Annotated in this window: 24 protein-coding genes; 19 read left to right on the plus strand and 5 right to left on the minus strand. The window is 60.9% G+C overall.

Annotated elements, in window-relative coordinates; all coding sequences use genetic code 11:
- The first annotated feature begins 586 nt into the window (after positions 1–586).
- Both dnaB and EII30_RS04490 read left to right on the plus strand, forming a co-directional pair.
- Positions 587–2,110 carry a replicative DNA helicase gene (dnaB, locus tag EII30_RS04485; protein ID WP_124886134.1) on the plus strand — a complete coding sequence of 508 codons (1,524 nt, stop codon included), beginning with the start codon at positions 587–589 and terminating at the stop codon, positions 2,108–2,110.
- Between the two features lie 15 nt (positions 2,111–2,125).
- Positions 2,126–3,760, plus strand: coding sequence for a helicase HerA-like domain-containing protein (locus tag EII30_RS04490; RefSeq protein ID WP_233569279.1), 1,635 nt, complete (start codon positions 2,126–2,128; stop codon positions 3,758–3,760).
- Here EII30_RS04490 and EII30_RS04495 read toward each other — a convergent pair.
- Positions 3,757–4,659: an exodeoxyribonuclease III gene (locus tag EII30_RS04495; protein ID WP_124886136.1), complete on the minus strand. Its 903-nt coding sequence runs from the start codon at positions 4,657–4,659 to the stop codon at positions 3,757–3,759. The two genes, EII30_RS04490 and EII30_RS04495, sit on opposite strands and share 4 nt — an antisense overlap.
- 142 nt (positions 4,660–4,801) lie before the next feature.
- Here EII30_RS04495 and EII30_RS04500 point away from each other — a divergent pair, with 142 nt between their 5' ends.
- From EII30_RS04500 to EII30_RS04510, 3 genes are all read left to right on the plus strand, one after another.
- Positions 4,802–6,355, plus strand: coding sequence for an MFS transporter (locus EII30_RS04500; RefSeq protein ID WP_124886137.1), 1,554 nt, complete (start codon positions 4,802–4,804; stop codon positions 6,353–6,355).
- Positions 6,352–6,909: a TetR family transcriptional regulator gene (locus EII30_RS04505; protein WP_124886138.1), complete on the plus strand. Its 558-nt coding sequence runs from the start codon at positions 6,352–6,354 to the stop codon at positions 6,907–6,909. Before EII30_RS04500 ends, EII30_RS04505 begins: the two co-directional genes overlap by 4 nt.
- A gap of 204 nt (positions 6,910–7,113) precedes the next feature.
- Positions 7,114–7,566: a carboxymuconolactone decarboxylase family protein gene (locus EII30_RS04510; RefSeq protein WP_124886139.1), complete on the plus strand. Its 453-nt coding sequence runs from the start codon at positions 7,114–7,116 to the stop codon at positions 7,564–7,566.
- 42 nt (positions 7,567–7,608) lie between these two features.
- Here EII30_RS04510 and EII30_RS04515 read toward each other — a convergent pair whose 3' ends face one another.
- Positions 7,609–7,932: a thiamine-binding protein gene (locus tag EII30_RS04515; RefSeq protein ID WP_124886140.1), complete on the minus strand. Its 324-nt coding sequence runs from the start codon at positions 7,930–7,932 to the stop codon at positions 7,609–7,611.
- A gap of 189 nt (positions 7,933–8,121) precedes the next feature.
- Between EII30_RS04515 and EII30_RS04520 the strand changes: the two genes are divergently transcribed.
- The 8 genes from EII30_RS04520 to EII30_RS04555 all read left to right on the plus strand — a co-directional run bounded on the left by EII30_RS04520 (position 8,122) and on the right by EII30_RS04555 (position 17,347).
- Complete coding sequence (locus tag EII30_RS04520; RefSeq protein ID WP_124886141.1) at positions 8,122–8,964, plus strand: exodeoxyribonuclease III; 843 nt, start codon at positions 8,122–8,124, stop codon at positions 8,962–8,964.
- Between the two features lie 49 nt (positions 8,965–9,013).
- The gene (trpS, locus tag EII30_RS04525) at positions 9,014–10,012 is read left to right on the plus strand and encodes a tryptophan--tRNA ligase (RefSeq protein ID WP_124886142.1); all 999 of its coding nucleotides are present in this window, start codon (positions 9,014–9,016) and stop codon (positions 10,010–10,012) included.
- A 29-nt stretch (positions 10,013–10,041) separates the two neighbouring features.
- Positions 10,042–11,292 (plus strand): bifunctional diaminohydroxyphosphoribosylaminopyrimidine deaminase/5-amino-6-(5-phosphoribosylamino)uracil reductase RibD, encoded by a 1,251-nt coding sequence (ribD, locus tag EII30_RS04530; RefSeq protein WP_124886143.1) that lies wholly within the window; start codon positions 10,042–10,044, stop codon positions 11,290–11,292.
- Positions 11,292–11,930, plus strand: a complete 639-nt coding sequence (locus tag EII30_RS04535; RefSeq protein WP_124886144.1) for a riboflavin synthase — start codon at positions 11,292–11,294, stop codon at positions 11,928–11,930. Before ribD ends, EII30_RS04535 begins: the two co-directional genes overlap by 1 nt.
- A complete protein-coding gene (gene ribB, locus EII30_RS04540) occupies positions 11,927–13,198 on the plus strand; it encodes a 3,4-dihydroxy-2-butanone-4-phosphate synthase (protein ID WP_124886145.1) in 1,272 nt (423 codons plus the stop codon). Before EII30_RS04535 ends, ribB begins: the two co-directional genes overlap by 4 nt.
- Before the next feature lie 48 nt (positions 13,199–13,246).
- Positions 13,247–13,714 (plus strand): 6,7-dimethyl-8-ribityllumazine synthase, encoded by a 468-nt coding sequence (ribH, locus tag EII30_RS04545; RefSeq protein ID WP_124886146.1) that lies wholly within the window; start codon positions 13,247–13,249, stop codon positions 13,712–13,714.
- Between the two features lie 62 nt (positions 13,715–13,776).
- On the plus strand, positions 13,777–15,666 hold the full coding sequence (locus EII30_RS04550) for an ABC transporter ATP-binding protein (protein WP_233569280.1): 1,890 nt from the start codon (positions 13,777–13,779) through the stop codon (positions 15,664–15,666).
- 241 nt (positions 15,667–15,907) lie between these two features.
- Complete coding sequence (locus tag EII30_RS04555) at positions 15,908–17,347, plus strand: APC family permease (RefSeq protein ID WP_199731569.1); 1,440 nt, start codon at positions 15,908–15,910, stop codon at positions 17,345–17,347.
- A 134-nt stretch (positions 17,348–17,481) separates the two neighbouring features.
- On the opposite strand, the gene EII30_RS04560 is transcribed toward EII30_RS04555, so the two are convergent.
- Positions 17,482–18,288, minus strand: a complete 807-nt coding sequence (locus EII30_RS04560; protein WP_233569281.1) for an SGNH/GDSL hydrolase family protein — start codon at positions 18,286–18,288, stop codon at positions 17,482–17,484.
- A gap of 102 nt (positions 18,289–18,390) precedes the next feature.
- On the opposite strand from EII30_RS04560, the gene EII30_RS04565 reads away from it, so the two are divergent.
- The 4 genes from EII30_RS04565 (at position 18,391) to EII30_RS04580 (ending at position 21,132) form a co-directional block, all read left to right on the plus strand.
- Positions 18,391–18,879: a YajQ family cyclic di-GMP-binding protein gene (locus EII30_RS04565; protein ID WP_124886148.1), complete on the plus strand. Its 489-nt coding sequence runs from the start codon at positions 18,391–18,393 to the stop codon at positions 18,877–18,879.
- Positions 18,880–18,973: 94 nt separating this feature from the next.
- Positions 18,974–19,405, plus strand: coding sequence for a DUF3151 domain-containing protein (locus tag EII30_RS04570; RefSeq protein ID WP_124886149.1), 432 nt, complete (start codon positions 18,974–18,976; stop codon positions 19,403–19,405).
- A 3-nt stretch (positions 19,406–19,408) separates the two neighbouring features.
- Positions 19,409–20,698 carry an adenylosuccinate synthase gene (locus EII30_RS04575; RefSeq protein WP_124886150.1) on the plus strand — a complete coding sequence of 430 codons (1,290 nt, stop codon included), beginning with the start codon at positions 19,409–19,411 and terminating at the stop codon, positions 20,696–20,698.
- Between the two features lie 32 nt (positions 20,699–20,730).
- Positions 20,731–21,132 (plus strand): chorismate mutase, encoded by a 402-nt coding sequence (locus EII30_RS04580; protein ID WP_124886151.1) that lies wholly within the window; start codon positions 20,731–20,733, stop codon positions 21,130–21,132.
- Here the strand turns inward: EII30_RS04580 and EII30_RS04585 are convergent.
- Both EII30_RS04585 and EII30_RS04590 read right to left on the minus strand, forming a co-directional pair.
- The gene (locus tag EII30_RS04585) at positions 21,129–22,037 is read right to left on the minus strand and encodes a 3-methyladenine DNA glycosylase (RefSeq protein WP_124886204.1); all 909 of its coding nucleotides are present in this window, start codon (positions 22,035–22,037) and stop codon (positions 21,129–21,131) included. The two genes, EII30_RS04580 and EII30_RS04585, sit on opposite strands and share 4 nt — an antisense overlap.
- Positions 22,037–22,405 carry an RNA-binding S4 domain-containing protein gene (locus EII30_RS04590; RefSeq protein ID WP_124886152.1) on the minus strand — a complete coding sequence of 123 codons (369 nt, stop codon included), beginning with the start codon at positions 22,403–22,405 and terminating at the stop codon, positions 22,037–22,039. The genes EII30_RS04585 and EII30_RS04590 overlap by 1 nt, the downstream gene beginning before the upstream one ends.
- A gap of 50 nt (positions 22,406–22,455) precedes the next feature.
- Between EII30_RS04590 and EII30_RS04595 the strand changes: the two genes are divergently transcribed.
- Both EII30_RS04595 and EII30_RS04600 read left to right on the plus strand, forming a co-directional pair.
- Positions 22,456–23,079 carry a YigZ family protein gene (locus EII30_RS04595; protein ID WP_124886153.1) on the plus strand — a complete coding sequence of 208 codons (624 nt, stop codon included), beginning with the start codon at positions 22,456–22,458 and terminating at the stop codon, positions 23,077–23,079.
- 45 nt (positions 23,080–23,124) lie between these two features.
- A complete protein-coding gene (locus EII30_RS04600) occupies positions 23,125–24,378 on the plus strand; it encodes a DNA polymerase III subunit delta' (RefSeq protein ID WP_124886154.1) in 1,254 nt (417 codons plus the stop codon).
- The last annotated feature ends 1 nt before the right edge of the window (position 24,379 follow it).

The following is a 24,379-nucleotide window of genomic DNA, read 5'->3' on the forward strand; positions in this document are numbered from 1 at the left end:
AGTCAATCCTATATTGAGAATCGTTCGCATCAATCAGCTAAGTATCAGCTTTTGCGGCCGCCGCTTCTCAACAGTATAGATAGCTATGAATAAGTCGTGGGAATGCTAGTCAAGCGACGCAAAGCGTGTCGCGGTCGAAGCTGTGTATAACCGGTGCGAAATTAGTTTCCGGCAGGGGGTTTTAGCGCGGAGTAATCCACAGCCGCTGGAAAAACGCAACCCTAAACTTGAACATTAAACTTTCTGGAAAAAGTTCTGTGTTTTGGGAAAATCACCGGTCAGAGCACGGAAAAAAGTTTTATACCCAGTTTAATCCACAGCTTTTACCCACATCTGTGGATAAATCACGGAGTTATCCCTGGCGTTTTCCACGAAGTTTTCCACAGGCTGTGTTTGCGTCGCATTATCCTTGGGTATAGTTCAATATGCGCGCGTGCTATGGTGCGCGAAACAATCGCAAACCGCGGCCGCAAAACAAACCGTGTAACCGCAAAAACCGCGAAAACCGCGAAACAAATCGCGGGGGGCGATCGCAAGTTCGCGTTAAGCAGCCGCAAACCGCGCAAGGCAACCGGGAGGGGGACCCATGACAGACAGCACAGCTGACAGCTCGGCTGCCCAGGCACCTGCCCACCCGCCCATCAGCGACGACGGCTACATCCCACCGAGCGGCGGCTACGACGAGCACGCCGATATGCTCGGCAGCGATGTTGCGCTGAGTGACCGTGCCGCAGCGCTCAGCGCCTGGAACACCCTGAACTCCGGGCCCGCGAGACACCCCGGGGATCGGATCCCACCGCACGATATTCTCGCTGAGCAGAGCGTGCTCGGTGCGATGCTGATGTCGCCGGACGCGGTTGCCGAGGTTATTTCGAAGCTGCGCGGCTCCGATTTTTATGTGCCGAAGCACGAGGTTATCTACAACGCGATCCTCTCCGGGTACTCAAACGGTGAACCAACCGATGTTGTGTCAATCGGTAACCACCTGGTGAAGCACGGTCTCACCCAGAAGGCGGGCGGTGTTGAGTACCTGCACGAGCTAACAAGCGCCGTGCCAACCGCGTCCAACGCCGAATACTACGCCGAGATTGTTGATGAGAAGTCGATTCTGCGCAGGCTTGTGCTCGCCGGCACAAGGATCGCGCAGATGGGCTACGCTGAACAGGGCGAGGCAAAGGATCTGCTGAATCTCGCACAGGTTGAGATCTATCAGGCGACCGGATCCGACAGCGCCGACGACTATGTGACGTTGAAGGACGCGGTGAATGAGGCGCTTGAGGAGATTGAGCGCGCCGCCGAACACGGTGACGGAATGCGCGGTATCTCCAGCGGTTTCCGCGAGCTGGACGAGCTCACCAACGGGTTTACCGGCGGTCAGATGGTGATTGTTGCGGCTCGTCCGGCGATGGGTAAATCAACGCTTGCGCTCGATATTGCGCGCGCGGCAGCGATCGGCGGTAACCGCAGCAGCAAACAGCACCCGACTATTTTCTTCTCGCTTGAGATGGGGAGCACCGAGATCGCAACCCGTCTGATTGCGGCGCAGGCCGAGATCCCGATGAACCTGCTAAAGACCGGGCAGCTGGAGCAGCACGACTGGCAGAAGGTCGCCCACACAATCGCCGAGATCGACAGCGCACCGCTCTATATTGACGACAGCCCCAACATCACAATGGTTGAGATTCGGGCGAAGTGCCGCCGTCTCAGCCGCAGCGAAACCGGCCTCGGCATGGTTGTTATCGACTACCTGCAGCTGCTGTCGAGCGGCAAAAAAGCGGAGAGCCGTCAGCAGGAGGTGAGCGAGTTCTCGCGCTCCCTGAAACTGCTCGCTAAAGAGTTGAACGTGCCGGTTATCGCCCTCGCGCAGCTAAACCGTGCCTCTGAGCAGCGCTCCGACAAGAAACCACACATGAGTGACCTGCGTGAGTCCGGCTCGCTGGAGCAGGACGCCGACATGGTGATTCTGCTGCACCGCGAGTTCGGGCAGGAGAACCCGAGACAGGGTGAGGCTGATCTGATCCTCGCGAAGCAGCGTAACGGCCCGACCGGCACCGTCACGGTTGCCTTCCAGGGACATTTCTCAAGATTCAGGGATATGGCCGCAAACTAGTTTATGCTTGTGCATATGACTGAGCAGCAGAATCAAGCAGAGCCAAACACCGCCCAGCCAGCAGGCCCGCTCTCCAGTGAGCAGGTTGACGCGATCCGCACCGGATACAGCTTCAATGAACCGGTGCTGGAGATTGGGGCGCTGGTTAACGGCGAGGCGGATCCGAGCGTGCAGGTGCGGATCCCGATCTCAAAAACCAACCGGCACGGCCTGATCGCTGGCGCCACCGGAACCGGTAAAACAAAAACCCTACAGGTTTTGCTTGAGCAGCTCTCCGACGCCGGGGTGCCGGTTTTTGCCGCCGATATTAAGGGTGACCTCTCGGGCGTTGCAACCGCGGGCACCGCGAGCGAGAAACTACTCGCCCGCACAGCCGGTATCGGCCAAAACTGGGAGGGTAAGGCGAGCCCCGTCGAGTACTTCTCGCTCGGCGGGAGGGGTAACGGTGTGCCGATTCGTGCGACCGTCAGCAGTTTCGGTCCGCTGATGCTCGCGAAGGTGCTCGGGCTCAACGAAACCCAGGAGTCGAGCCTCGGCCTGGTGTTCCACTACGCCGATAAAAACGGGCTGCCACTGGTGGATCTCACCGACCTGCGGGCCGTTTTGAACCACCTGACGAGTGACGCGGGCAAGGCTGAACTGCAGGAGATCGGCGGCCTCTCAAAACAGACCGCGGGCGTTATTTTGCGGGAGCTAACCAACTTCGCCGCCAAGGGTGCGGACGTGTTCTTTGGCGAGCCGGAGATTGACACCTCCGAGTTCCTGCGCACAACACTCGACGGGCGCGGCACCGTGTCACTGCTGCAGATTCCCGGCGTTGCCTCACAGCCGGAGGTGTTCTCAACCTTCCTAATGTGGCTGCTCGCGGATCTCTTCAACAGCCTGCCCGAGGTTGGTGACATCGAAAAACCGAAACTGGTGTTCTTCTTTGATGAGGCACACCTGCTGTTTAACGGTGCCTCGAAAGAGTTTGTTGCACAGATTGTGCAGACGGTGCGACTGATCCGCTCAAAGGGCGTCGGCATCTTCTTTGTCACCCAGACCCCGAAGGATGTGCCAAATGACGTGCTGGCGCAGCTCGGTTCACGCATCCAGCACCAGCTGCGCGCCCACACCCCCGATGACGCCAAGGCGCTGCGGGCGACCGTGCGCACCTACCCCAACAGTGGCTATGATCTGGAGGAGGTGCTAACCCAGTTGGCGATCGGTGAGGCGATTGTCACCGTAATGAACGAGAAGGGTGCGCCAAGCCCGGTTGCCTGGACCAGGTTGCGTGCACCGCAGGGGTCGATGGATCCAACCCCCGAGAGTGAGATTGTGCGGGCGGTTAACGCCTCCCCGCTGCTTGCCCGCTACGGCACCCCGGTGGATCCAGAATCGGCGTCGGAGATGCTGGCACGCCGAATGAACGAGGCAGCAGCGGCAGCCGCTGAGGCGGAGCAGCGTGAGCAGGAGGCGAGGGACCAGCAGGCTGGTCGCGGCGGGTACGGCACCACCGGTCACACCACAACCCGCACAACAACCCGCACAACAACCCGCACTCGCGCCCAGAAATCACCGGTTGAGAAGGTGTTGGGATCACGCACCGGGCAGACCGTTGTGCGTGAGATTGTGCGCGGCGTATTCAGCGCGCTGTTTAAGCGCCGCTAACCGAAAATCATCGGCGCATCAAAGTCGTCAGCGAACTCGTCGTCGCTGAGTGTCTGGTCGATCTCGCAAACCACCGGCACATGATCGCTCGGTTTAATGTCGATGCCGGAGGGGTTGTCCTGTTTACGCTCATCGCGGTGAATCTCTCCGGCGACAACCATGTCGTTAAAAGCTTCTGAACCGAGGATGAAATCGATCCGCATCCCCTCATTGCGTGGGAAACGCAGCTTTGTGTAATCCCAGAAGGTGTAGCCCTCGGGCTGGTATGGCCGCACAACATCAACCAGCTGCGGCGCGAAACCAGCAAACAGTTCGCGCTCGGCGGGTGAGACGTGGGTGGATTCGCCGACCGTGAACGATGGGTCACCCATATCCTCTGGCAGCGGTGCAATATTAAAATCACCCATCAGAGCCAGTGGCTGTTCGGGGTTCTCGGCTAGCCAGCCGGTGACGTTGCGCTGCAGGGCGCGCAGCCAGTCCAGTTTGTAGTCAAAATGCGGGTTATCAAGGCCGCGACCGTTTGGCACATAGAGGCTCCACAGGCGGACGCCGTTGACGGTGACACCGAGGGCGCGCGCCTCCTGCGGTAGTCCGTTTACACCGGTCAACTGCACCGCTTCCTGCCCTTTCACGGGGTTGCCGAAGCCGGGCATCTCGGCGAAGCTCGTTGCCACATCGGTTATCTCGTGCCGGCTTGCGAAGGCGACACCGTTCCACTGGTTAAGCCCGAACGCGGTAACAGAATAGCCCGCGCGTTGAAACAGGTCGGTCGGGAACTGCTCCGGTTTACACTTAATCTCCTGCATCGCGAGGACGTCAATATTGGCGCGCTGCAGCCAGTCAACAACGCGCTCGGCACGGGTGCGGATAGAGTTTACGTTCCAGGTGGCAATTCGCATGATTCAAGCCTACAGGGTTCGCCGCGACGAGCCCCCAGCCCCCGCCACGGGGAGTCCAAAGACCCCGCCACTCGAGACCGTGCAACCCCGATGATCCACCCCTATTTCGAACTGAACCGACCAGACGGTATAGTTTTCTACTATGTCACACACTTCCGGATCCGCCGACATAATCACCGGCACCAGAGCGCTCTCAGCCGCGGGACGCTGGACCGCGCTCGCCGTGCTGATGCTCGGCACCCTGATCCTGTCAATCGACGGCACCGTGCTGTTCCTCGCGATCCCGTCACTCACCCGCGACCTCTCCCCAACCGCTGAACAGCTGTTGTGGATCAGCGACATCTACTCGCTCGCCATCGCGGGGCTAATGGTTGCGATGGGCAACCTCGCAGACAGGGTTGGCCGTAAGCGGATCCTGCTGGTCGGCAGCGCCGTTTTCGCGCTCGCCTCCCTGGTCGCCGCCTTTGCCCCCGACCCGAACACACTGATCGCAGCTCGGGCGCTATTGGGTGTTGCCGGTGCGAGCATTATGCCGTCAACGATGGCGCTGATCCGCAACATTTTCGCCGACGAACGCGAGCGCACCCGCGCCGTCGCGCTCTGGGCAACAACCTTCGGTGGTGGATCCGCAATCGGCCCCCTAATCGGCGGCGCCCTCATCGAGAATTTCTCGTGGGGATCGGTGTTTTTGATTAACGTTCCGGTTATGCTGCTGATTATTGTGGTGGGCAGTTTCCTGCTGCCCGAGTCTAGGAACCCGAACCCTGGCCGCTTCGACATCATCTCCGCGCTGCTGTCGTTGGCGACGATGACACCGTTTATCTACGCAATTAAACACTCCGCAAAACACGGCTTCGACAGTGTAACAGCGCTGACACTGATTATCACGGTGATTGCCGGCTGGCTGTTCCTCCGCAGGCAGCGCCGCATCGATGATCCGCTGCTCGATATTGAGCTGTTTAAGAACCCGGCGTTCACCAGCGCAATCGCCACCAACCTGATCGCGATCTTCTCGCTGATCGGTGTGTTTATGTTCTTCTCGCAGTATCTGCAGTTTGTTCGCGGGTTTAGTCCGCTGCTCGCAGGCATCGCCGAACTGCCGGGCGCGCTAACCCAGATCGTCGCGCCGCTGATTATCGGTGTTGTGCTGTCACGGCTCGGCCGCCGCTACGGTGTTGTGCTCGGCACCCTGACGATGAGCCTCGGCATGGGACTGCTCGCGCTCGCCGAAAACCAGGAGGGCTACCTGTGGCTCGGGGTGGCGCTGGCGCTTGTCGGTTTTGGCGCGGGTATCGCGCTGAGCCTCACCCTCGATGTTGTGCTCACAGCCAGCCCGCCCGCCAAAGCGGGTGCGGCCGCTGCACTCTCCGAAACCAGCATCGAGATTGGAGCGGTTCTCGGTATTTCGGTGCTCGGCACGCTGCTCACCTCACTGTATCGCAGCTTTGTTGAGATTCCCGCCGAGATTACGGGGGCGAATCGCGCCGCTGTCGCCGACTCAATCGCTCAGGCGATGCCGGTGGTTGAGGGAACCGCAGCTGAACCGCTTGTCGCGGAGGCGTTTATTCACGCGATGCAACTGACCTCCGTAACCGCGATGGGGGTTGGGCTGCTGTTGACGATTATTGCCTGGCGTTTTATCCCGAACGGGAAGATTAGCAGCGGCGGCGAGAATGAAAAGGACAATGCCAGATGAGCCGCAAACAGGGACAAACCGCAGAGCAGACCCGCGAGGATATTCTGCGGGCTGCCGCGAGACTACTCGCGGGCGGCGCCGCAAAATTGACGCTTGAGGGCACTGCTAAGGCAGCGCAGGTTTCAAAGGGCGGCCTAATCTACCACTTCCCGTCCAAGGACTCGCTGCTGGTTGCGCTCGCCGAGCAGACCGTTGCGGCTTTTCGTGAAGACCTTGAGGCGGCGCAGGATCCGCTCGACGGGGAGGCAAGATCATTCACACGCTGCTTCATCCGCGCGGCTCTCAGCCCGAGCGTCAGCGGTCAAAAAACCCGTGACAGCATGTTCCTGATGTCGTTTCTACTCAGGCACCCGGAGGCTGCGGCGGTGATTAGAAGCGGTGAGGCTGAGCTTACTGAACAGCTTGCCAGTGACGGCGTCGACCCGGATACGCTGGCGCTGATAATCGCGGCGACTGACGGGGTCCACATCGCGCCAATGTGGGGTGGCAAGGAGAAAACCGCTGCCGAGTTGGAGCGGATCACCGAGCAGTTGCTCGCCCTCACCAGGGTTTAGACCCCCGGCTACAAGGTTTGCAAGGTTCTAATTCACCTCCGCCCAAACGGCACACTTGTGTAGCGCAGGTCATCTATATCTCTAACCGCAAGTGGGGTTTAAAAATCCCGGCTGTTAGCTGCTACTGTTAAACCTGAAATTGCCCGTTTAACAAGACCAAAACAGCGGGCGGCCACAGTGCAACAAGTGATTTTAAGGAGTGAAATGACCTGGCCATACCTGGATAAGCTGGACACCGCAGTCTGGGAGGCGACACTGAATCTCAGCTCAGCGGTTAGCGAAACAGCGAACAAGCACGGTATTTCCGACACCGAGGCGGAACTCATTATGACTCGCGCATCCCAGCTTAACCAGTGCGCTTACTGCCTAAATATTCACGCGGACTCTGCCCGCACCGCCGGAGTCACACAGCAGCAGCTTGACCTGCTACCAACCTGGCGAGGCTCATCACTCTTTAGTGAACGAGAACGAGCGGTGCTTATAATCGCTGAGGCAGTAACCTCGGTTCCTCACACACCAGCGGTTGAAGCTGAACTCGCGAGCGCCCGGGAGCTGCTGGGGGATGAAGCGTTCGCCGCGGCAGAGTGGGTAGCCATCACAATCAACATGTTTAACCGGATCTCAATCCTGTCTGATTACCCGGTTAAGCAACGCTAAACACGGTAATAAAATAGCTACTTGCCGCGAAGCGGCAACGGGTTACTCTGAGTCGGCGATTGCGCGCTCCAAACGCTCCAGTTTGCCGTCCATCTCACCTGTGTAGCCGGGGCGGATATCAGCTTTAATCACCAGTGAAACCCTCGCACCGTAGGGCAGAACCGCCTCGGTTGCCGCTTTAATAACCGCGAAAACCTCATCCCACTCCCCCTCAATTTCAGTGAACATCGAGCTGGTTCGGTGAGGCAGACCGGAAGCACGCACAACCTTCACCGCCTCAGCGACGGCATCTGAGACGGATCCACCCTCACGCTCTGGGCGCCCCGGCACCGGGCCGCTGGGAGCGATCGAGAATGCGGCAATCATACACACCTCCTGGCTGTTGGGAACTTTAACGGAAGGCAATACCCCAAATAATAGCAACGTTCTGTTCTTCGTTGCTCTTTACCCAAGTAGAAGAGGGGTTACACGCCTGCCTTTAACAATACCGGTGTGGTGGGTGGATCCGCCAAAAAATCCGCAATCTCTAAGCTCGCAACGCGTAAAATAGTTGGCATGACTGATTTTCGTCTCGTTTCTGTCAACGTCAACGGCGTGCGCGCTGCGTACCGCAAAGGCATGGGCGACTGGCTCGCAAACTGCGGCGCCGATATTGTGGCGCTGCAGGAGGTGCGCGCTGATGCCTCGCAGCTTCGCCAGCTGATTGACCCGGAGTGGCATATTTTGCACGATGAGGCTCCGCAGAAAGGGCGGGCGGGTGTTGCGCTGCTGAGCCGTACCCCGGCGCTCGCACACCGCACCGGTGTTGGCCCGGAGGAGGCTGCGTCGGGCGGTCGCTGGCTTGAGGCAGATTATCAGGTGGGCGATAAAAGCGTTACCGTTGTCAGTGTTTATATGCACTCCGGCGAGGTTGGCACGGAGCGGCAGGAACAAAAATGGGCGATGCTTAACGCCATGACCGAGCGGCTTGGCGAGCTTAAAAACGAGCGCGAGCTGGTTGCGGTGGTTGGTGACCTGAATGTCGGGCACCGTGAGCTTGACATTAAAAACTGGCGCGGCAACCGCAAAAAGAGCGGCTTTTTAGCTGAGGAGCGCGCCTACTTTGATGCCTTCTTCGGCGCAGCTGGCGAGACAATCGCCTGTGTTGACGGCGGCGAGCGCACCGGACTCGGCTGGCACGATGTCGGTCGCGAGTTTGCCGGTGAGGTGGACGGGCCATACAGCTGGTGGTCTAACCGCGGGCAGGCTTTTGACAATGACACAGGGTGGCGGATCGACTACCACGTTGTGACACCGCAGCTTGCGAAGGCGGTTAGCGACTATCGGGTGGATCGCTACCCCAGCTACGATACTCGCTGGTCAGATCACGCCCCGGTTATCGCAGACTATCGCCTTTAGCACCGATTAACCCGCTAGATACCCCGCTAACAGATTTAAGAAATAACCAATGAGCACTAAACCAGTAATTTTTTCGGGAATGCAGCCGTCGGCTGACTCCCTGCACCTCGGCAACTATGTTGGGGCGCTAACCCAGTGGACGAAAATGCAGGAGGACAACAACTGTTACTTCTGTGTCGTCAACCTGCACGCCATAACCGTGCCGCAGGATCCAAAGGAGCTGCGCGAGCGCACCCGGAAAACCGCAGCACAGTATATTGCCGCGGGGATCGACCCGGCAAAATCAACCCTCTACGTACAGTCGGACGTGCCCGCGCACACCGAGCTCGCCTGGGCGTTAAACACCCTGACCGGCTTCGGTGAGGCTGGGCGCATGACCCAGTTCAAAGACAAGTCGCAGCGTTACGGCGCCGACAGCACAACCGTTGGCCTGTTCACCTACCCGATTCTGATGGCGGCGGATATTCTGCTCTACAACGCAAACATCGTGCCGGTTGGTGAGGATCAGCGGCAGCACGTTGAGCTAACCCGCAACCTCGCGCAGCGTTTCAACTCCCGCTTCGGCGACACCTTTGTTGTGCCGGAGGCGCAGATTCAGCAGGCGAGCGCGAAGGTGTTTGACCTGCAGGATCCAACCGCAAAAATGTCGAAATCGGCGGCGAGTGATGCCGGTCTGATTAACGTGCTTGATGACCCGGCAAAAACCCGGAAGAAGATTATGCGGGCAGTCACCGACACCGACGGTGAGATCCGCTTCGACCGTGACAACAAGCCCGGCATCTCTAACCTGTTAACCATTTTTAGCGCGCTAGCGGATCGCCCGGTCGACGAGGTTGCTGCCGAGTTTGCAGGATCCGGTTACGGAGACCTGAAGAAGCAGCTCGCGGAGCTGATTGAGGCGACATTCGCACCGATCCGCACCCGCACCACTGAGCTGTTGGATGACCCAGCCGAACTGGACAGACTGCTCGGCGACGCGGCTGACCGCGCACGCGAGGTTGCTGACGCAACCGTTGAGCGAGTTTATCAGGCGATGGGGTTGCGCTAGGCAGCCTGTTGCCTGCTGAGGCGGTAGCTATGGGACTTAATACGGCGCAGCTTGAGGCGGCGATGGATCGCGCCATCGCAATTGCCGGGTTCGGGCCAGACAACACCCCAAACCCGCAGGTTGGCTGTGTGCTGATCGACGGTGAGGGGCGGATCGTAGCCGAGGGCTGGCATCGCGGTGCCGGCACCCAGCACGCCGAGGTGGCCGCTCTCGCTGCCCTGCAAACCCCTGGTCAGGCGGCAAATCTAACCGCCGTTGTCACTCTTGAACCGTGTAACCACACGGGACGCACCGGTCCCTGCTCTGCCGCGCTGCGGCAGGCTGGGGTCAGCCGGGTTGTGTTTGCATGCAAAGACCCCGGTCAGGTTTCTGGCGGCGGCGCTTCAGCGCTGCGGGCAGCCGGAATTGAGGTGATCGGCGGTGTGCGAGAGAGCGCTGCCGCACACCTCGTCACAGACTGGCTAGCACGCACCGCCGAGCCGGGAGCAGCCGCGACCGTTTCGCCGTGGCTGCCGGCCCGCTCCCCCGAACTGCCCGCGGTTATCGCGAAGTGGGCGCAAACCATTGACGGTAAAGCAGCAGCCCCGGACGGCACCAGCCAGTGGATCACCGGCCCCGCCGCCCGCGCTGACGTGCACAGTCGCCGCGCAGCCGCAGCCGCGATCGCGGTTGGCACCGGCACCGTGCTCGCCGACAACCCCAGCCTCACCGCCCGCACCCCCGCCGGTGAACTGCTTGTTTCGCCCGATCAGCAACCGGTGCCGGTGGTGTTTGGGCGGCGTCAAGTGCCGGCGGACGCGAAGCTGCGCGAGCATCCAGCACTTGCTGCACGCGGGATCGCGGATCCACCCCAGTATGCGACGGACAGCGGTGCCGCACTGATTGCGGCCCTCAAGGATTTGAAACGGCGCGGCTACGACTCAGTGTTTATTGAGGGCGGGCCGAAACTAACCAGCTCGATGCTGAAGGCCGGTGTGGTTAGTGAGCTTTTGATCTATGTTGCGCCGAGCCTGATCGGCTGCGATGACTACGCCGATTTTAGTGCCGTCGGCGACATCGGTGTTTCAAGCATTGCGGAGATAAAACAGCTGCGCGTTGTTTCCGAAACCAAGCTCGGTCAGGACACCCTGATCCGCGCGACTCTGACGCAGCCTGACCAGCAGCAAACCCCGGCGCAACCAGCCGAGGCGCCACAGGCCGCTGACCCACCGGCTGAGACACCACAGGCCGAGGCACAGCCGACCGAATCCACCCCGACTGCAAAGAGTGAGGCAGTTTAATGTTTACCGGACTCATTGAAACAGTTGGCCAGATTAGCGAGATTACGCCGCTCGGCGACGGCATTAAACTGACGGTGACGGGTCCCGCGGTGCTCGGCGACGCAAAACACGGCGACTCGATCGCGGTTAACGGCGTCTGCCTAACCGTTATTGAAATGACCCCCGAGAGTTTCACCGCCGATGTGATGCGGCAAACCCTTAACCTGTCAACGCTCGGTGCGCTCACGGTCGGTGACGCGGTTAATCTAGAGCGGGCGGCGGCGCTTGGATCCAGGCTAGGCGGACACATTGTGCAGGGCCACATCGATGGCACCAGCACAGTCCTCGCGGTAAACGACGAAACGAGTATGCGGGTTGTGCGTTTCTCCCTCGACCGCTCTCACGCGCCGCTGGTTGTTGACAAGGGATCAATCACCGTTAACGGTGTTTCCCTCACCGTTTCCCGGGTGAGCCCGGCAGCTGACACAGAGCAGTGGTTTGAGGTTTCGCTGATCCCAGAAACACAGACCGCCACCAACCTCGGAGCCCTGAAACCAGGCGATACTGTTAATATCGAAACCGATATTATGGCGCGGCACGTCGCCAGAATGAACAGCTTCGCAGCTAAAACCCCAGAGAGAAGAGAAGATCTCAATTGAGCATCGCGAGTATCGAAACCGCTATCGCGGCCATTAAGGCCGGTAAACCCGTGATCGTTGCTGACGATGAAAACCGCGAGAACGAAGGGGACGTGATCCTCAGCGCTGAACTCGCAACCCAGGAGTGGGTTGCCTGGTCGGTGCAGCACTCATCGGGACTGCTGTGTGCGCCAATGTCGAACGAGATCGCCGACACCCTGGAACTGCCGATGATGACGGTGATTAACGAGGACGCGCGCAGCACCGCCTACACCGTCACCGTTGATGCCGCCGAGGGTGTGACAACCGGCATCAGCGCCCACGACAGGATGACAACCCTGCACCGGCTCGCAGCACCCGACGCAAAACCAACCGATGTGCGCAGGCCAGGCCATGTGCTGCCGCTGCGCGCGGTTGACGGCGGGGTGAGGCAGCGTGCCGGACACACCGAGGCGTCTGTTGAACTGATGCGGCTCGCGGGTCTGCGCCCGGTCGCGATGATCGCCGAGATCGTTGCGGAGGACGGCGAAATGATGCGCATGCCCGGCCTGCTTGAACTGGGTGAGCGAGAGAATGTCCCGGTCACAACCATTGAGAAGCTGATCGAGTACCTGAACGAGCATGAGCCGCTGGCGGATCCAGAAACCGGCGCAGCCTCCCGGCAACAGCGCCGCACACACCGCCGAGTCAGCCTGAAAGCTGACACGCTCGTGCCAACCATTTATGGTGAACTGCGGATGCTCGCCTACCGCGACCAGCACCTCGGCATCGACCATGTTGCGCTGGTCGGCACCGATGACAGCGGTGTTTTGCCAAGCGAGGGTGCGCTTGTGCGCGTCCACTCCGAGTGCATAACCGGCGAGGCGTTCGGTTCGCTGAAGTGCGAGTGCGGCCCGCAGCTGGAATCCTCGCTGCAGCGGATCGCGACAGAGGGCGGTGTCGTTGTTTATATGCGCGGGCACGAGGGGCGCGGGGTTGGGCTCGCCAACAAGCTGCGCGCCTACGCGCTGCAGGAGACAGGGCGTGACACCCTCGACGCAAACCTCGATTTGGGGCTGCCAGCGGACGCCCGCGACTATGTTGCGGCCGCGGAAATAATCGCGCAGCTGGGACTGCAGAACATTCGCCTGCTCAGCAACAACCCCGACAAACGCAACCAGCTCGAATCTTACGGTGTCAGCGTTGCCGAACTGGTGCCGCTGGTTGTTAGCGTTGGCGACAACAACCGCGACTATCTGCGCACCAAGCGAGACCGGATGGGGCACGCGCTACCAGCGGAGCTTGACTAACCAAACCGGCACAACAGACTTTAACCCCAAGTTTTTAGGAGAGAGCAAATGAGCGGACAGGGCGCACCAGATTTAACCGTAACCGGCAGCGGCTTGCGGGTTGCTGTGATCGCCGGCAGCTGGCATCAGGAGATCACCGAGGCGATGATTAACGGGGCGGCAGAAACGCTCAGTGACGCCTGCGCAGACTTCAAAATCTACCGTGTTGCCGGTGCTTTTGAGTTGCCGCTCGCGGCGCAAACCGCGCTGCAGAACGGTTACGACGCGGCCGTTTGTCTCGGCGTGATCGTGCGCGGCGGCACCCCGCACTTCGACTATGTGTGTGACGCGGTTACCGCTGGCCTCACCCGGGTTCAGCTCGACAGCGGCAAACCCGTCGGTTTTGGAGTGCTAACCGTCGACAACGAGCAGCAGGCGTTCGACCGCTCCGGCCTGCCGGGCTCAAAGGAGTCAAAGGGTAAAGAGGCCGCCGAGGCGGCGCTGCACCTGGCGGTCACCTGCCGCGACATCGCCTAGCGGCGGCGCGCTAGCCCCCGGACTCGGGTTGTTTTCACTAGCCGCTGTTAGGATTCTTAACTGTGCCAGTTAACAACACACCAGTCGATAATCAGCCGCTGCGGGCGTCCGTTCGGGAACTGCTGCCGTACCTGTTCCAGCAGCGCAAACTGCTGATTGTTTCGCTCGCACTCGGCCTGGTCAGCTCCCTTGCGGCGCTCGCGCAACCACTGACGGTTAGCGCTATCGTCACCGCCGTGCAGAATCAGCAGCCGGTGCTTTCGCTTGCCACACTGCTCGCCGGACTGGTGCTCGTGATGGCGATCTTCAGCGGCCTGCAACACTACACCCTACAGCGCATGGGTGAGGGGGTTGTGCTGAGCTCGCGGAACACGCTGATTAAAAAACTGCTGTTCCTGCCAATCCCAGAGTTTGATCGCCGCCGCTCAGGCGACCTGGTCTCCCGCATCGGCAGCGACACAACCCTGCTGCGCGCTGTGCTCACACAGGGTCTGGTTGAAGCGATCAGCGGTGTGCTCGTTTTGATCGGTGCGCTCATCGGCATGCTGATAATCGACCCGGCGCTGTTCCTTGCAACGGCGGCAACCCTGGTGCTCGCGCTGCTGGTTGTTGTCGGTATTTCACTTCGGATGCGCCCGCTCGTCACCGCAACACAGCAGAAGGTTGGAGACCTCGCCGCAAGCGTTGACCGCGCTGTTGGCTCGATCCGCACAATCAGGGCCGCCGGTGCCAGCGAGCGGGAGGCCGCCGCGATCACCGCCGAGGCAGAATCGGCGTACCGGCTGGGATTAAAGGTTGCGAAACTGAGCGCGCTGGTTGTTCCGGTGTCGTTTATCGCGCTGCAGCTGTCGTTCCTGGTGGTGCTCGGTTTTGGTGGTTACCGGGTTGCGTCCGGCGTCATAACCGTCGCCGAACTGGTCGCGTTCATCATCTTCGTGTTCCTGCTGCTCACCCCGCTGGGCCAGATTTTTGGGGCGGTCGCCGCCGTTAATCAGGCGCTCGGTGCGCTCGGACGGATCCAGGATCTCGCCCGCCTGAAAACCGAAACCGCCGACGATGCCGCTCTCTCCCCAACCGGTGAGCTGCAGCCGCTTTCTCGGGTGCGGATCCCGGGCGCGCCCGCAATCGAACTGCAGGGTGTCCACTTCACCTACCGCTCCGCCGCCCCCGACCGGGTTGACGCCCGCAAACTCGTCTCCCGTCGCGGCCGAAACGAAACACTGCCCGCTGAGATTGTTGAAACCCCGGTGCTGCACGGTGTCAGCTTCGCAGTGCCGGAGGGTAAACGGGTTGCGCTCGTCGGTCCGTCAGGCGCAGGCAAGTCAACGATTCTCGGCCTGATCGAGCGTTTCAATGACCCCGACGCGGGCGCGATCCGCTTCTTCGGCGCCGATCTGAAGCAGCTACACCGTGAGGAGCTGCGCGCACACCTCGGCTACGTTGAACAGGACGCCCCCGTCCTCGCGGGCACGCTCCGCGACAATCTGCTGCTCGGCAACCCCGACGCGAGCGACGACGACTGCGAGAGAGTGCTGCGCGAGGTTAATCTCGGTGGCCTGCTCACCCGGTCAGAGGCGGGCGGATCCGGATCCAGCGGCCTCAACACCCCTGTGGGTGAGAACGGCGTGATGCTCTCGGGCGGTGAGCGCCAGCGGCTGGCGATCGCGCGCGCCCTGCTGAGCGATGCGCCGGTGCTGCTGCTTGACGAATCAACCGCTAACCTTGACGGGGTTAACGAGGCGATTATGCGGCAGGCGCTAGACAATGTCGCAACCGGTCGCACAATGCTCGTAATCGCTCACCGACTGGCAACCGTAATCGACAGTGACCTGATTATTGTGCTCGCTGACGGTGAAGTGGTTGGTGCGGGAACCCACCAGGAGCTGCTCGAATCAACCCCGCTCTACCGTGACCTGGCGAAACGGCAGCTGCTGGTGCCGCGCGACGAATAACCGCGCGACGAATAATCGCAGAACGAATAACCGCCTAAGGGGAATGGTTCCGACGGGGAAATAGCGTCCGCAGTAGAATCGCCCAATCCCGCACATTAGCGCTCCCAACGGTAACAATTTTCTGCATATAGGCGTTTTTTCTAGAATTTTGCACACAGCGGCCGAGTTTTTGCGTAAAATAAGGTTCGCCTATAAATAAACAAGTTACTGGGTAACGAAGCCTGATAGGAGCAATGACAAGATGTCACAAAACCAAGGTACACTGAAGCGTAACCTCGGGTTGTGGGCCATAGTCGGTCTCGGCCTGGGTTATATGACACCGACAGTTGTGTTCGACACGTTTGCGATTGTGTCGGAGGATACACACGGCGCCGTGCCGAGCGCGTACATTGTGGCGCTCGTCGTGATGGCGTTCACAGCGGTCAGTTACGGCAAGATGGTTGGCGTATTCCCGCAGGCCGGATCCGCATACACCTACACGAGAGAGTCAATGCACCCTAACGTTGGCTTCCTGGTCGGCTGGGTGGCGCTGCTCGACTACCTGATGCTGCCGCTGGTTAACGTGCTGATTCTACGCCTCTACCTCGAATCGGTGTGGCCAGAGATCCCCGGCTGGGTGACCGTTGTGCTGCTGACCATCGTCATCACCGGCACTGTTGCGCTGACAATGCGCGGCACCTCAAACTTCAACAGCCTGCTGCTGCTGTTTGCGCTGGTCGTTATGGTCGTCTTCTGTGTGTTCGCGGTTAACCTGCTGCTTGAGGGTCATGGTAACGGCACCGTGCTGAGCTCAACTCCGTTCGTTGGTGAACCAATCGAGAACGGCCTTGAGGCGTTTGAGCCGCTCGTGCTCGTTGGCGGCGCAACCGTTGTTTGCTTCTCATTCATCGGTTTCGACGCGATCACCATGTACGCGGAGGAGGCAAAGAACCCGAAGATTATGCCTCGCGCAATCCTCCTGACCGTGATGCTCGGTGGCCTGATCTTCCTGATCGCCGGTTACCTCACCCAGCAGCTGTTCCCAACCAACGAGTACATCATTGACGAGCTGATGAACAACCACGGTGAGTCACTTGAGAAGGCAGAGAGCGATCTTGAGGATCCGCTCCCGGCAATCGGTAAGATCGTTGGCGGCCCGGTATTCCAGTTCATCTTCGTCTCCGCTGGTTTCGCCGCAACCATGGCGTCCGGTCTTGCCTCACACGCTTCTGTGTCACGTATGCTGCTCGTGATGGGTCGCAACAACCTGCTGCCGGGCAAGATCTTCGGTCGCATCAATCCAAAGACTTCAACCCCTGTCTACAGCGTTGTGATTGTTGGTATTGTCGCGCTGCTGGCAATCTGGCTTGACCTTGACACCGTTGCCTCAATCATTAACTTCGGCGCGCTGATCGCGTTCACCTTCGTGAACCTGTCGGTTATCGCATGGTTCGCGATCAGGCAGGGCCGCCGCCACACCCCTGGCGACATCTTCAAGTACATTGTGATGCCGGGTATCGGAACCCTGCTGACAACCCTGCTGTGGTCACAGCTGGATCAGGTGTCACTGCTCACCGGTTCAATCTGGCTGGTTGTCGGCGTTCTGATCCTCGCGCTCGTGACGCGCGGCTTCCGGAAGCAGCCTGCGAACTTCGATGAGGCGCAGCCTGTTACCGGGTTCACCAAACTGCCCGACGCCTAACCGGCCTGCGGTGGCACCGTTTAAGCGAGTTTGCTAGCGGATCCGCCCGGTCTAACCGGCTTCGATTACTGCAAGGAGTCTGCGGGTCAGAGTTTCACACTCTGGCTCGCAGACTTTTTGTTGCCAGCGGTAATTTAGGTGGTGGGGGCGGATCCGCCCGGCAAAACCCAGACGAACTCGGGGTGCTGCGGGCTGCGGCCGTCGCCGCTGGAGCGTCCCGTCAGTCGCCGCTTCACCCACGGCGCAACGTGCTCGCGCGTGTACCGCACCTCCTGCCGAAGTGACGTCTTCGGCACCGCCGGCGCGGTAATCTCCCAGTCAGCGGGCACCTCATAGCCGAGCGTCTGCAGCACGTTCGCGGCAACCCGCCGGTGACCGACCGGGGCGAGGTGCAGCCGGTCGGGGCTCCAGTAGCCGCGCTGTTTTAAGATCACGCTGCTCCAGTTGTCGCAGAAACGAACGTCAAGCTCGGCGGCAAGCTGGTAGGCGGCGACGGTCATCTCGTCACCCTTAGCGCGGGTGCGCGAGCCTCCCGGGAGCCCGCCGGTTGGATCCGCCCCCGCAATCAGCAGCGGCTCAATGCCTGCGGCCTGAATGCGCTGCAGCGCCTCGCGGGTGCGCTGCATAATCCAGGGTATATCGGTTTGCGGGCGCAGCATATCGTTGCCGCCGCCGTTGAACGAGATCATGGTCGGTTTCAGGGCGATCGCCGGCTCCAGCTGTTCCTCCAGAATCGCGCGCATTTTTCGGCCGCGGATCGCGAGGTTTGCGTACTGCACAGGTTCGCCGGTTGCGTCCGCGAGACCCTGCGCGAGCAGCCCCGCCCAGCCGCGGGTGGATCCGTCTGATCGCTCATCTCCGACGCCCTCGCTGAAGCTGTCGCCGATTGCGACATAGCGGATCCGGGCTTGGGGTGCGTTACTGCTCAGGTCATAGCTCACACCCTAAGCTTATTCCGCTCTGCTTAAAAAATCTCGTCCATCGAAGCGGTAATTTGCGCTAACACCAAGTTTTTTGCCGGAAAGTTAAGTAAAATTGATGTTATGGCTGATTCATCATTTGACGTAGTGAGCAAAATTGATCGCATGGAGGTTGAGAACGCAACCAATCAGGCGCGCAAAGAAATCGAGCAGCGCTACGATTTCAAAGACACCGGCGCGGTTGTTGAGCTCAGCGGCGATACCGTTTTGATTAAGGCAAACAGTGAGGATCGCGCGCTTGCGGCGCTTGACGTGCTGCAGTCAAAGTTTGTGAAGCGCGGGCTGTCACTGAAAACCCTCGACGCGGGCGATCCGTACGCGAGCGGTAAAGAGACCCGGATTGAGGCAAAGCTGAAAGAGGGAATCGACCAGCCGACCGCGAAGCAGCTGAACAAGCTGATCCGCGACGAGGCACCGAAGAGCGTAAAGAGCCAGATCCAGGGCGATGAGCTGCGGGTCAGCTCGAAGAGCCGCGACGATCTGCAGGCGACCATTGCGCTGCTGAAAGAGGCAGACGTTGATGTGGCGCTGCAGTTTGTTAACTTCCGGTAGCCGGTAACCCCCGGTTTAAATAGCTTGAGGCGCTTTAGGTTTAGTCAGCTGGTTAGCTAGCCGGCGACGCTCCAGCGGTTAGGTTTAATCACTCGTGATAGGTCAAAATTTGCTCGCACCGGATCCGACGCTGTTGCCGGAGGATCCCGCTGCGGCGCTGCTATCGCCCGCCCCCGATGCGGCAGAGCTGAACAGCGCGGTCACAAAACACCCCGAGTCGTCGCTGCTTTGGGCGCTGCTCGCGGACGCGGCAACCGAGCGCGGTGAGACGATCACCGCCTACGCCTATGCGCGGGTTGGCTACCATCGCGGGCTTGACGCTCTGCGCAAAAACGGCTGGAAGGGCGCGGGTCCGGTGCCGTGGTCGCACGAGCCGAACCGCGGGGTTTTGCGCGCGCTCTATGCGCTCCGCTGCTCCGCCGCCGCGATCGGTGAAACCAGCGAGTTTAACCGGCTGACCGACTTTTTAAACGATTCTGATCCAACCGCAATAGCCGCCATTGAGGCTACTGCAGAAAGGGGCTAGGTTATGCCTGCTCTGCTCATCACAGGTGCCCAGTGGGGCGACGAGGGCAAAGGCCGCGCAACCGACCTGCTCGGCAGCCGCGTCGACTATGTTGTGAAGTTTAACGGCGGCAACAACGCCGGTCACACGGTTGTTGTTGGTGACGAAAAATACGCGCTGCACCTGCTGCCGTCGGGTATTCTCACCCCAGGTGTCACCCCGGTTATCGCAAACGGCGTGGTTGTTGACCTGGAGGTGCTGCTGCACGAGCTGGAGGCGTTAAGCGCCCGCGGAGTTGACGTGTCACGCCTGAAGATCAGCGCTAACGCACACGTTATCACCTCCTATCACCGCACCCTCGACAAGGTTACTGAGCGGTTCCTCGGCAAACGCCAGATCGGCACAACCGGGCGCGGTATCGGCCCCGCCTACGCCGACAAAATCAACCGTGTCGGGATCCGCATCCAGGATATTTTTGACGAAAACATTCTCCGGCAGAAGGTTGAGGCGGCGCTCGAGTTTAAAAACCAGGTGCTCGTCAAAATCTACAACCGCCGGGCAATCGACCCTGAGGAGGTGATCGCCGACCTGCTGTCGTATCGGGAGCGGATCCGCCCAATGGTCTGTGACACCGGCCTGCTGCTGCACAACGCCCTGAAAGAGGGCAAAACCGTGCTCTATGAGGCAGGGCAGGCGACCATGCTCGACATCGACCACGGCACCTACCCGTTCGTTACCTCCTCGAACGCGACAAGCGGCGGCGCAATCACCGGATCCGGTGTCGCACCGCAGCATCTTGACCGGGTTATCGCGGTTGTGAAAGCGTATGCAACACGGGTTGGATCCGGGCCGTTCCCGACCGAGCTGTTCGACGAGTCTGGTGACTACCTGCGCAAACAGGGCTTCGAGTTTGGCACAACCACCGGCAGGCCACGCCGCTGCGGCTGGTATGACGCGCCAATCGCCCGCTACGCCGCGCGCATCAACGGTGTCACCGATTTTGTGCTCACCAAGCTGGACGTGCTCTCGGGGCTGGAAACAATCCCGGTGTGTGTTGGCTACGACGTCAAGGGTGAGCGTTTTGACGAGGTGCCAGTAAACCAGAGCGACTTCCACCACGCAACCCCGATCTATCAAGAGTTCCCGGGGTGGAGCGAAGACATCTCAAACTCCCGCGAGTTCTCTGACCTGCCAAAGAACGCGCAGGACTACATTCTCGCCCTTGAGGAGATGAGCGGCGCGCGCATCTCAGCAATCGGTGTCGGCCCGGAGCGGGAGCAGGTTGTTGTCCGCCACCCGCTAACCGACGACTAGCGGACACCCAGGTAAGAACCGTCAGGTGTGAAATGACCAAGGAAACAGACCGCGACGCCGGAGCGTCCGCGACTCCCCCGTCGGCCCAGGCTGCCCCGGCTGCCCCGGCTGCCCCGGCGCTTGACCCGGTTGCGGAGCTTGCCCGACTGCGCAGCAGCATCGACAACATTGACGCGGCGCTTGTGCACATGCTTGCCGAGCGTTTCCGCTGCACGCAGGCGGTTGGTAAGCTAAAAGCCGAGCACGCAATGCCGGCCAGCGACCCGGGCCGTGAGAAAGACCAGATTGCGAGGCTGCGCGAACTGGCGGCGAGCGCAAACCTTGACCCGGAGTTTGCCGAGAAGTGGTTTAACTTCGTGGTTTCTGAGGTGATCCGCCACCACCGCCAAATCGCCGACGCGGGCAGCGAGAACGCGGACGGCGAGAGCGACTAAATCGCTTCCCCGAGCTCCTCGCCCGCAACCCGGATGCTGTCGAGCACGCGCTCCCGGAGCCGGTTGCCGCGATCCGCAAACCCGCGCTGCAGCTGCGTGTACTGCGCCTTACCCGCAGCCGTCTCAATCGGGATCGCCTGATAGCCATAGTCGGTGACATCGTAGGGTGAGGCCTGCATGTCGACGAGGCGGATATCGCGTGCGAGCTCGAAGGCGTCAAGCACCAGTTCACCCGGCAAAAGCGGGGCGAGCTTAGTCGCCCACTTGTAAATGTCCATGCCGGCGTGCAGACAAGCGGACTGCTCAAAATCGGGCTGGGTTTCGCGGGTTGTCCGGATAATATTGAGCGGCGCCGCATCGGGTGTAAAGAACCGGTAGGCATCAAAGTGGCTGCAGCCGATCCGGTGCGCATCAACCACCTCATCGGTTGCCGCGTGGCCGAGCCGCAGTCGCAGACCGCGATGCCGCAGCTGTTCAGGGCTGAGGTGGTAAACCATCGCCCACTCGTGCAGCCCAAAACAACCGAACTGTGGTTTGCGCTCAAGCGTCTGCCGCAGCAGATTCGCGATATAGCGGACCGTGGCACCCCGGCGTTCCCAATACTCTGCGAGGTTGAGTGCGGCGGATCCGTCAGCTGCGACCGCGTAATATCTCACCGCGCTAAACTCCCCGGCGTCCCGCAAAACAACCCCAACCCCGGGGTACCAGCGGGCAAGCTGCGCGGGCGTGTGCGAATAGTAGGTGAACAGGAAGTCCCAGATCGGGTGTTTTTGGGCGCGGGCGCGACGCTCCAGGTGCGCGCTCGTCAGCGCTTTGGCGCGCTCTTGGTGGTTGCGCTGCAACCGCTGCCAGTCCGCACGCGCGAGCACGGTCGCACTGTGATCCGTGGCGGGGCGGGGCAGCATCACCGTTTAAACCCTCTCAGCTCGTCGAGTTTGCGGCGCTCCCGCTTGCTTGGGCGGCCAGCTCCCCGGTCGCGCACAACCGCAGCCGGTCGCTCCTCTTTCGGCAGCGGCGGCGGGGTGAGATCCTGAAACAGCTCGGCCGCCTCGGAGGCGCTGCCGCGTTTACTGGCAAACCCGGTGACCCGGTAGATCCGCTGGGTGCTGTGCTGGGTGGACAGCACCGTGTCACCGATTTTCAGCTGCTGGGCGGGTTTCGCGGTCTGGCCGTTCACCTTAATGTGCCCCGCCTTGCAGGCAGCGGTCGCCTGACTGCGGGTTTTTGCGAGCCTTGCCGCCCACACCCACACATCAACACGCACACCGCTCATAACCCTCTAATTTTAGCTCGCTTCGCTGTGCCTAGTGAGAGAATTAAAGGGTGCCCAGCTACAAAACCATTAAGCACCCGGTAACCGCGGAGATTGAGATCACCCGCTCCCGTTTCATCACCCGCCTGGAGCGGGTGAGTGACGAGGCGAGTGCCCGGGAGGTAATCGCCAGGGTTCGCGCGGAACACCCGAAGGCGCGCCACCACTGCACCGCCTTCGTCCTCGGGCCAGACCTGCGCACCCGCCGCCACAACGACGACGGTGAACCCGCAGGAACCGCCGGCGCCCCGATGCTGGAGGCGCTGCTCGCGGCCGAGGTGAGTGACGTGGTTGCCGTTGTCACCCGCTATTTTGGTGGAGTGCTGCTCGGGGCGGGCGGGCTCACTCGCGCCTACCGCTCCGCGGTTGCAACAGCGTTAAAGGAGGCGACGCCGCTGCTAAGGGAACTGCGCCAGAGCGTCACCGTCACAAGCGGTTACGAGCTGAGCACCGCGATTCAACACGAGGCGCGTCGCCGCGGCTTCGGGCTCGGATCCGCCGACTACGCAGAAACCGTTACACAGCAGTACCTGGTGCCGCCCAGCGACACCACCGGGTTTACCGCACTGGTTGCTGAGCTGAGCGCCGGCAGCGCGCTGGTTACGGCCGGCGACTCCGAGTACGTTGACCTGTAGCGTCAGCACTGTCTAAGTTCAGCATCACAGGGTAGAGTTTTTAGCATGAGTTTCTGGGGCGAGATAGTTGGCCAGGCGGACGCCGTCGAGCTGCTGCAGCGGGTTAGCTCCCCCGCTGGCAGGGCTGATTTAACGCACGCCTGGTTAATCACCGGCCCTCCCGGTTCTGGCAGGTTTAATGTTGCGCAGCGTTTTGCCGCCGCAATTGTCGCTGGTGGATCCGCCCCCGCCGCAGGCAGCAACGCCGCCCCAGGCAGCCCCACCGCCGATAGCAACCCCGCCGAGGCCCCCGAGGCTGGCCCCTCCGAGGAGGAGCTGACCGAGCAGCTGCGGCTCGTCACCGCCGGCACTCACCCGGATGTGAAAACCGTCCGCGCTGTCGGCAACGACATCAGCGTCGCCGCCATGCGTGAGGCGGTTGCCGGAGCCTACTTCGCGCCCGCCCAGTCTCAGCGCCGCGTCATCATCGTCGAGGACGCCGACCGCATGAACGTGCAGGCCGCAAACGCAACCCTGAAAGCCCTCGAAGAACCTCCGGCGACAACGGTGTGGATCCTCTGCGCACCCAGCGAGGCAGACCTGCTGCCGACGATCCGCTCCCGCACCCGCACTGTCCGCCTCACAACACCGAGCGTCGCCGAGGTGAGTTCACTGCTCGGCGAGCGCGACGGCATTGATCCGGCGCTGGCCGCCCAGGCGGCGAAACTCGCGCAGGGGCACATCGGCATGGCCAGGCACCTGGCGAGCTCACCGGAGGCGTTTGCGAGGCGCGCTGAGATTGTTGAGACGGTTTTGCGGATCCAAACCCTCGACGCCGCAATGGCCGCCGCCGCCACCGTTTTTAAGCTCGCAAAGGACGACGCCGCTGGCCTGCTTGAGGCGCAGGCGGAACAGAGCGAGCAAACGCTCAGGCAGAGTCTTGGGCTGAGCCCGACACAGGCGGTGCCGCGCGAGTTCCAGTCACACTTCCGGGCGCTCGCGGCCGACGAAAAACGCCGTCAGAGCCGCAGTATTCGTGACGCGGTGGATCGGATCCTGCTCGATATTTTGACGGTTTACCGTGACACCGTCTCGCTGCTCTTAGAAACAGCGCAGCCGCTGATTAACGAGCAGCACGAGAGCGCGATTAAACGGCACGCGGCCGATCTCACACTGCCGAAGGCGCTCGCGATCGCAACAGCTTTTGAAACCGCACGCACCCGACTGGCGCGCGGTATCACCCCCGAACTGACTCTGGAAGCGGCGTTTGCCAGTCAAATCGCGCTGCGGCACGGAGCTACTCTGGTAGAGAGAGGATAAC

The sequence above is a fragment of the Leucobacter sp. OH1287 genome (genome assembly GCF_003859945.1).
Lineage (GTDB): Bacteria > Actinomycetota > Actinomycetes > Actinomycetales > Microbacteriaceae > Canibacter.

What these genes read in the sequence shown, in the direction of transcription:
- dnaB (WP_124886134.1), top strand. Translation starts at nt 587, where the DNA reads ATGACAGACAGCACAGCTGACAGCTCGGCTGCCCAGGCACCTGCCCAC.
- EII30_RS04585 (WP_124886204.1), bottom strand. Translation starts at nt 22,037, where the DNA reads ATGCTGCCCCGCCCCGCCACGGATCACAGTGCGACCGTGCTCGCGCGT.
- EII30_RS04500 (WP_124886137.1), top strand. Translation starts at nt 4,802, where the DNA reads ATGTCACACACTTCCGGATCCGCCGACATAATCACCGGCACCAGAGCG.
- EII30_RS04515 (WP_124886140.1), bottom strand. Translation starts at nt 7,932, where the DNA reads ATGATTGCCGCATTCTCGATCGCTCCCAGCGGCCCGGTGCCGGGGCGC.
- EII30_RS04520 (WP_124886141.1), top strand. Translation starts at nt 8,122, where the DNA reads ATGACTGATTTTCGTCTCGTTTCTGTCAACGTCAACGGCGTGCGCGCT.
- EII30_RS04505 (WP_124886138.1), top strand. Translation starts at nt 6,352, where the DNA reads ATGAGCCGCAAACAGGGACAAACCGCAGAGCAGACCCGCGAGGATATT.
- EII30_RS04565 (WP_124886148.1), top strand. Translation starts at nt 18,391, where the DNA reads ATGGCTGATTCATCATTTGACGTAGTGAGCAAAATTGATCGCATGGAG.
- EII30_RS04580 (WP_124886151.1), top strand. Translation starts at nt 20,731, where the DNA reads ATGACCAAGGAAACAGACCGCGACGCCGGAGCGTCCGCGACTCCCCCG.
- EII30_RS04555 (WP_199731569.1), top strand. Translation starts at nt 15,908, where the DNA reads ATGTCACAAAACCAAGGTACACTGAAGCGTAACCTCGGGTTGTGGGCC.
- trpS (WP_124886142.1), top strand. Translation starts at nt 9,014, where the DNA reads ATGAGCACTAAACCAGTAATTTTTTCGGGAATGCAGCCGTCGGCTGAC.
- ribH (WP_124886146.1), top strand. Translation starts at nt 13,247, where the DNA reads ATGAGCGGACAGGGCGCACCAGATTTAACCGTAACCGGCAGCGGCTTG.
- EII30_RS04600 (WP_124886154.1), top strand. Translation starts at nt 23,125, where the DNA reads ATGAGTTTCTGGGGCGAGATAGTTGGCCAGGCGGACGCCGTCGAGCTG.
- EII30_RS04575 (WP_124886150.1), top strand. Translation starts at nt 19,409, where the DNA reads ATGCCTGCTCTGCTCATCACAGGTGCCCAGTGGGGCGACGAGGGCAAA.
- EII30_RS04490 (WP_233569279.1), top strand. Translation starts at nt 2,126, where the DNA reads ATGACTGAGCAGCAGAATCAAGCAGAGCCAAACACCGCCCAGCCAGCA.
- EII30_RS04510 (WP_124886139.1), top strand. Translation starts at nt 7,114, where the DNA reads ATGACCTGGCCATACCTGGATAAGCTGGACACCGCAGTCTGGGAGGCG.
- EII30_RS04535 (WP_124886144.1), top strand. Translation starts at nt 11,292, where the DNA reads ATGTTTACCGGACTCATTGAAACAGTTGGCCAGATTAGCGAGATTACG.
- EII30_RS04590 (WP_124886152.1), bottom strand. Translation starts at nt 22,405, where the DNA reads ATGAGCGGTGTGCGTGTTGATGTGTGGGTGTGGGCGGCAAGGCTCGCA.
- ribD (WP_124886143.1), top strand. Translation starts at nt 10,042, where the DNA reads ATGGGACTTAATACGGCGCAGCTTGAGGCGGCGATGGATCGCGCCATC.
- EII30_RS04495 (WP_124886136.1), bottom strand. Translation starts at nt 4,659, where the DNA reads ATGCGAATTGCCACCTGGAACGTAAACTCTATCCGCACCCGTGCCGAG.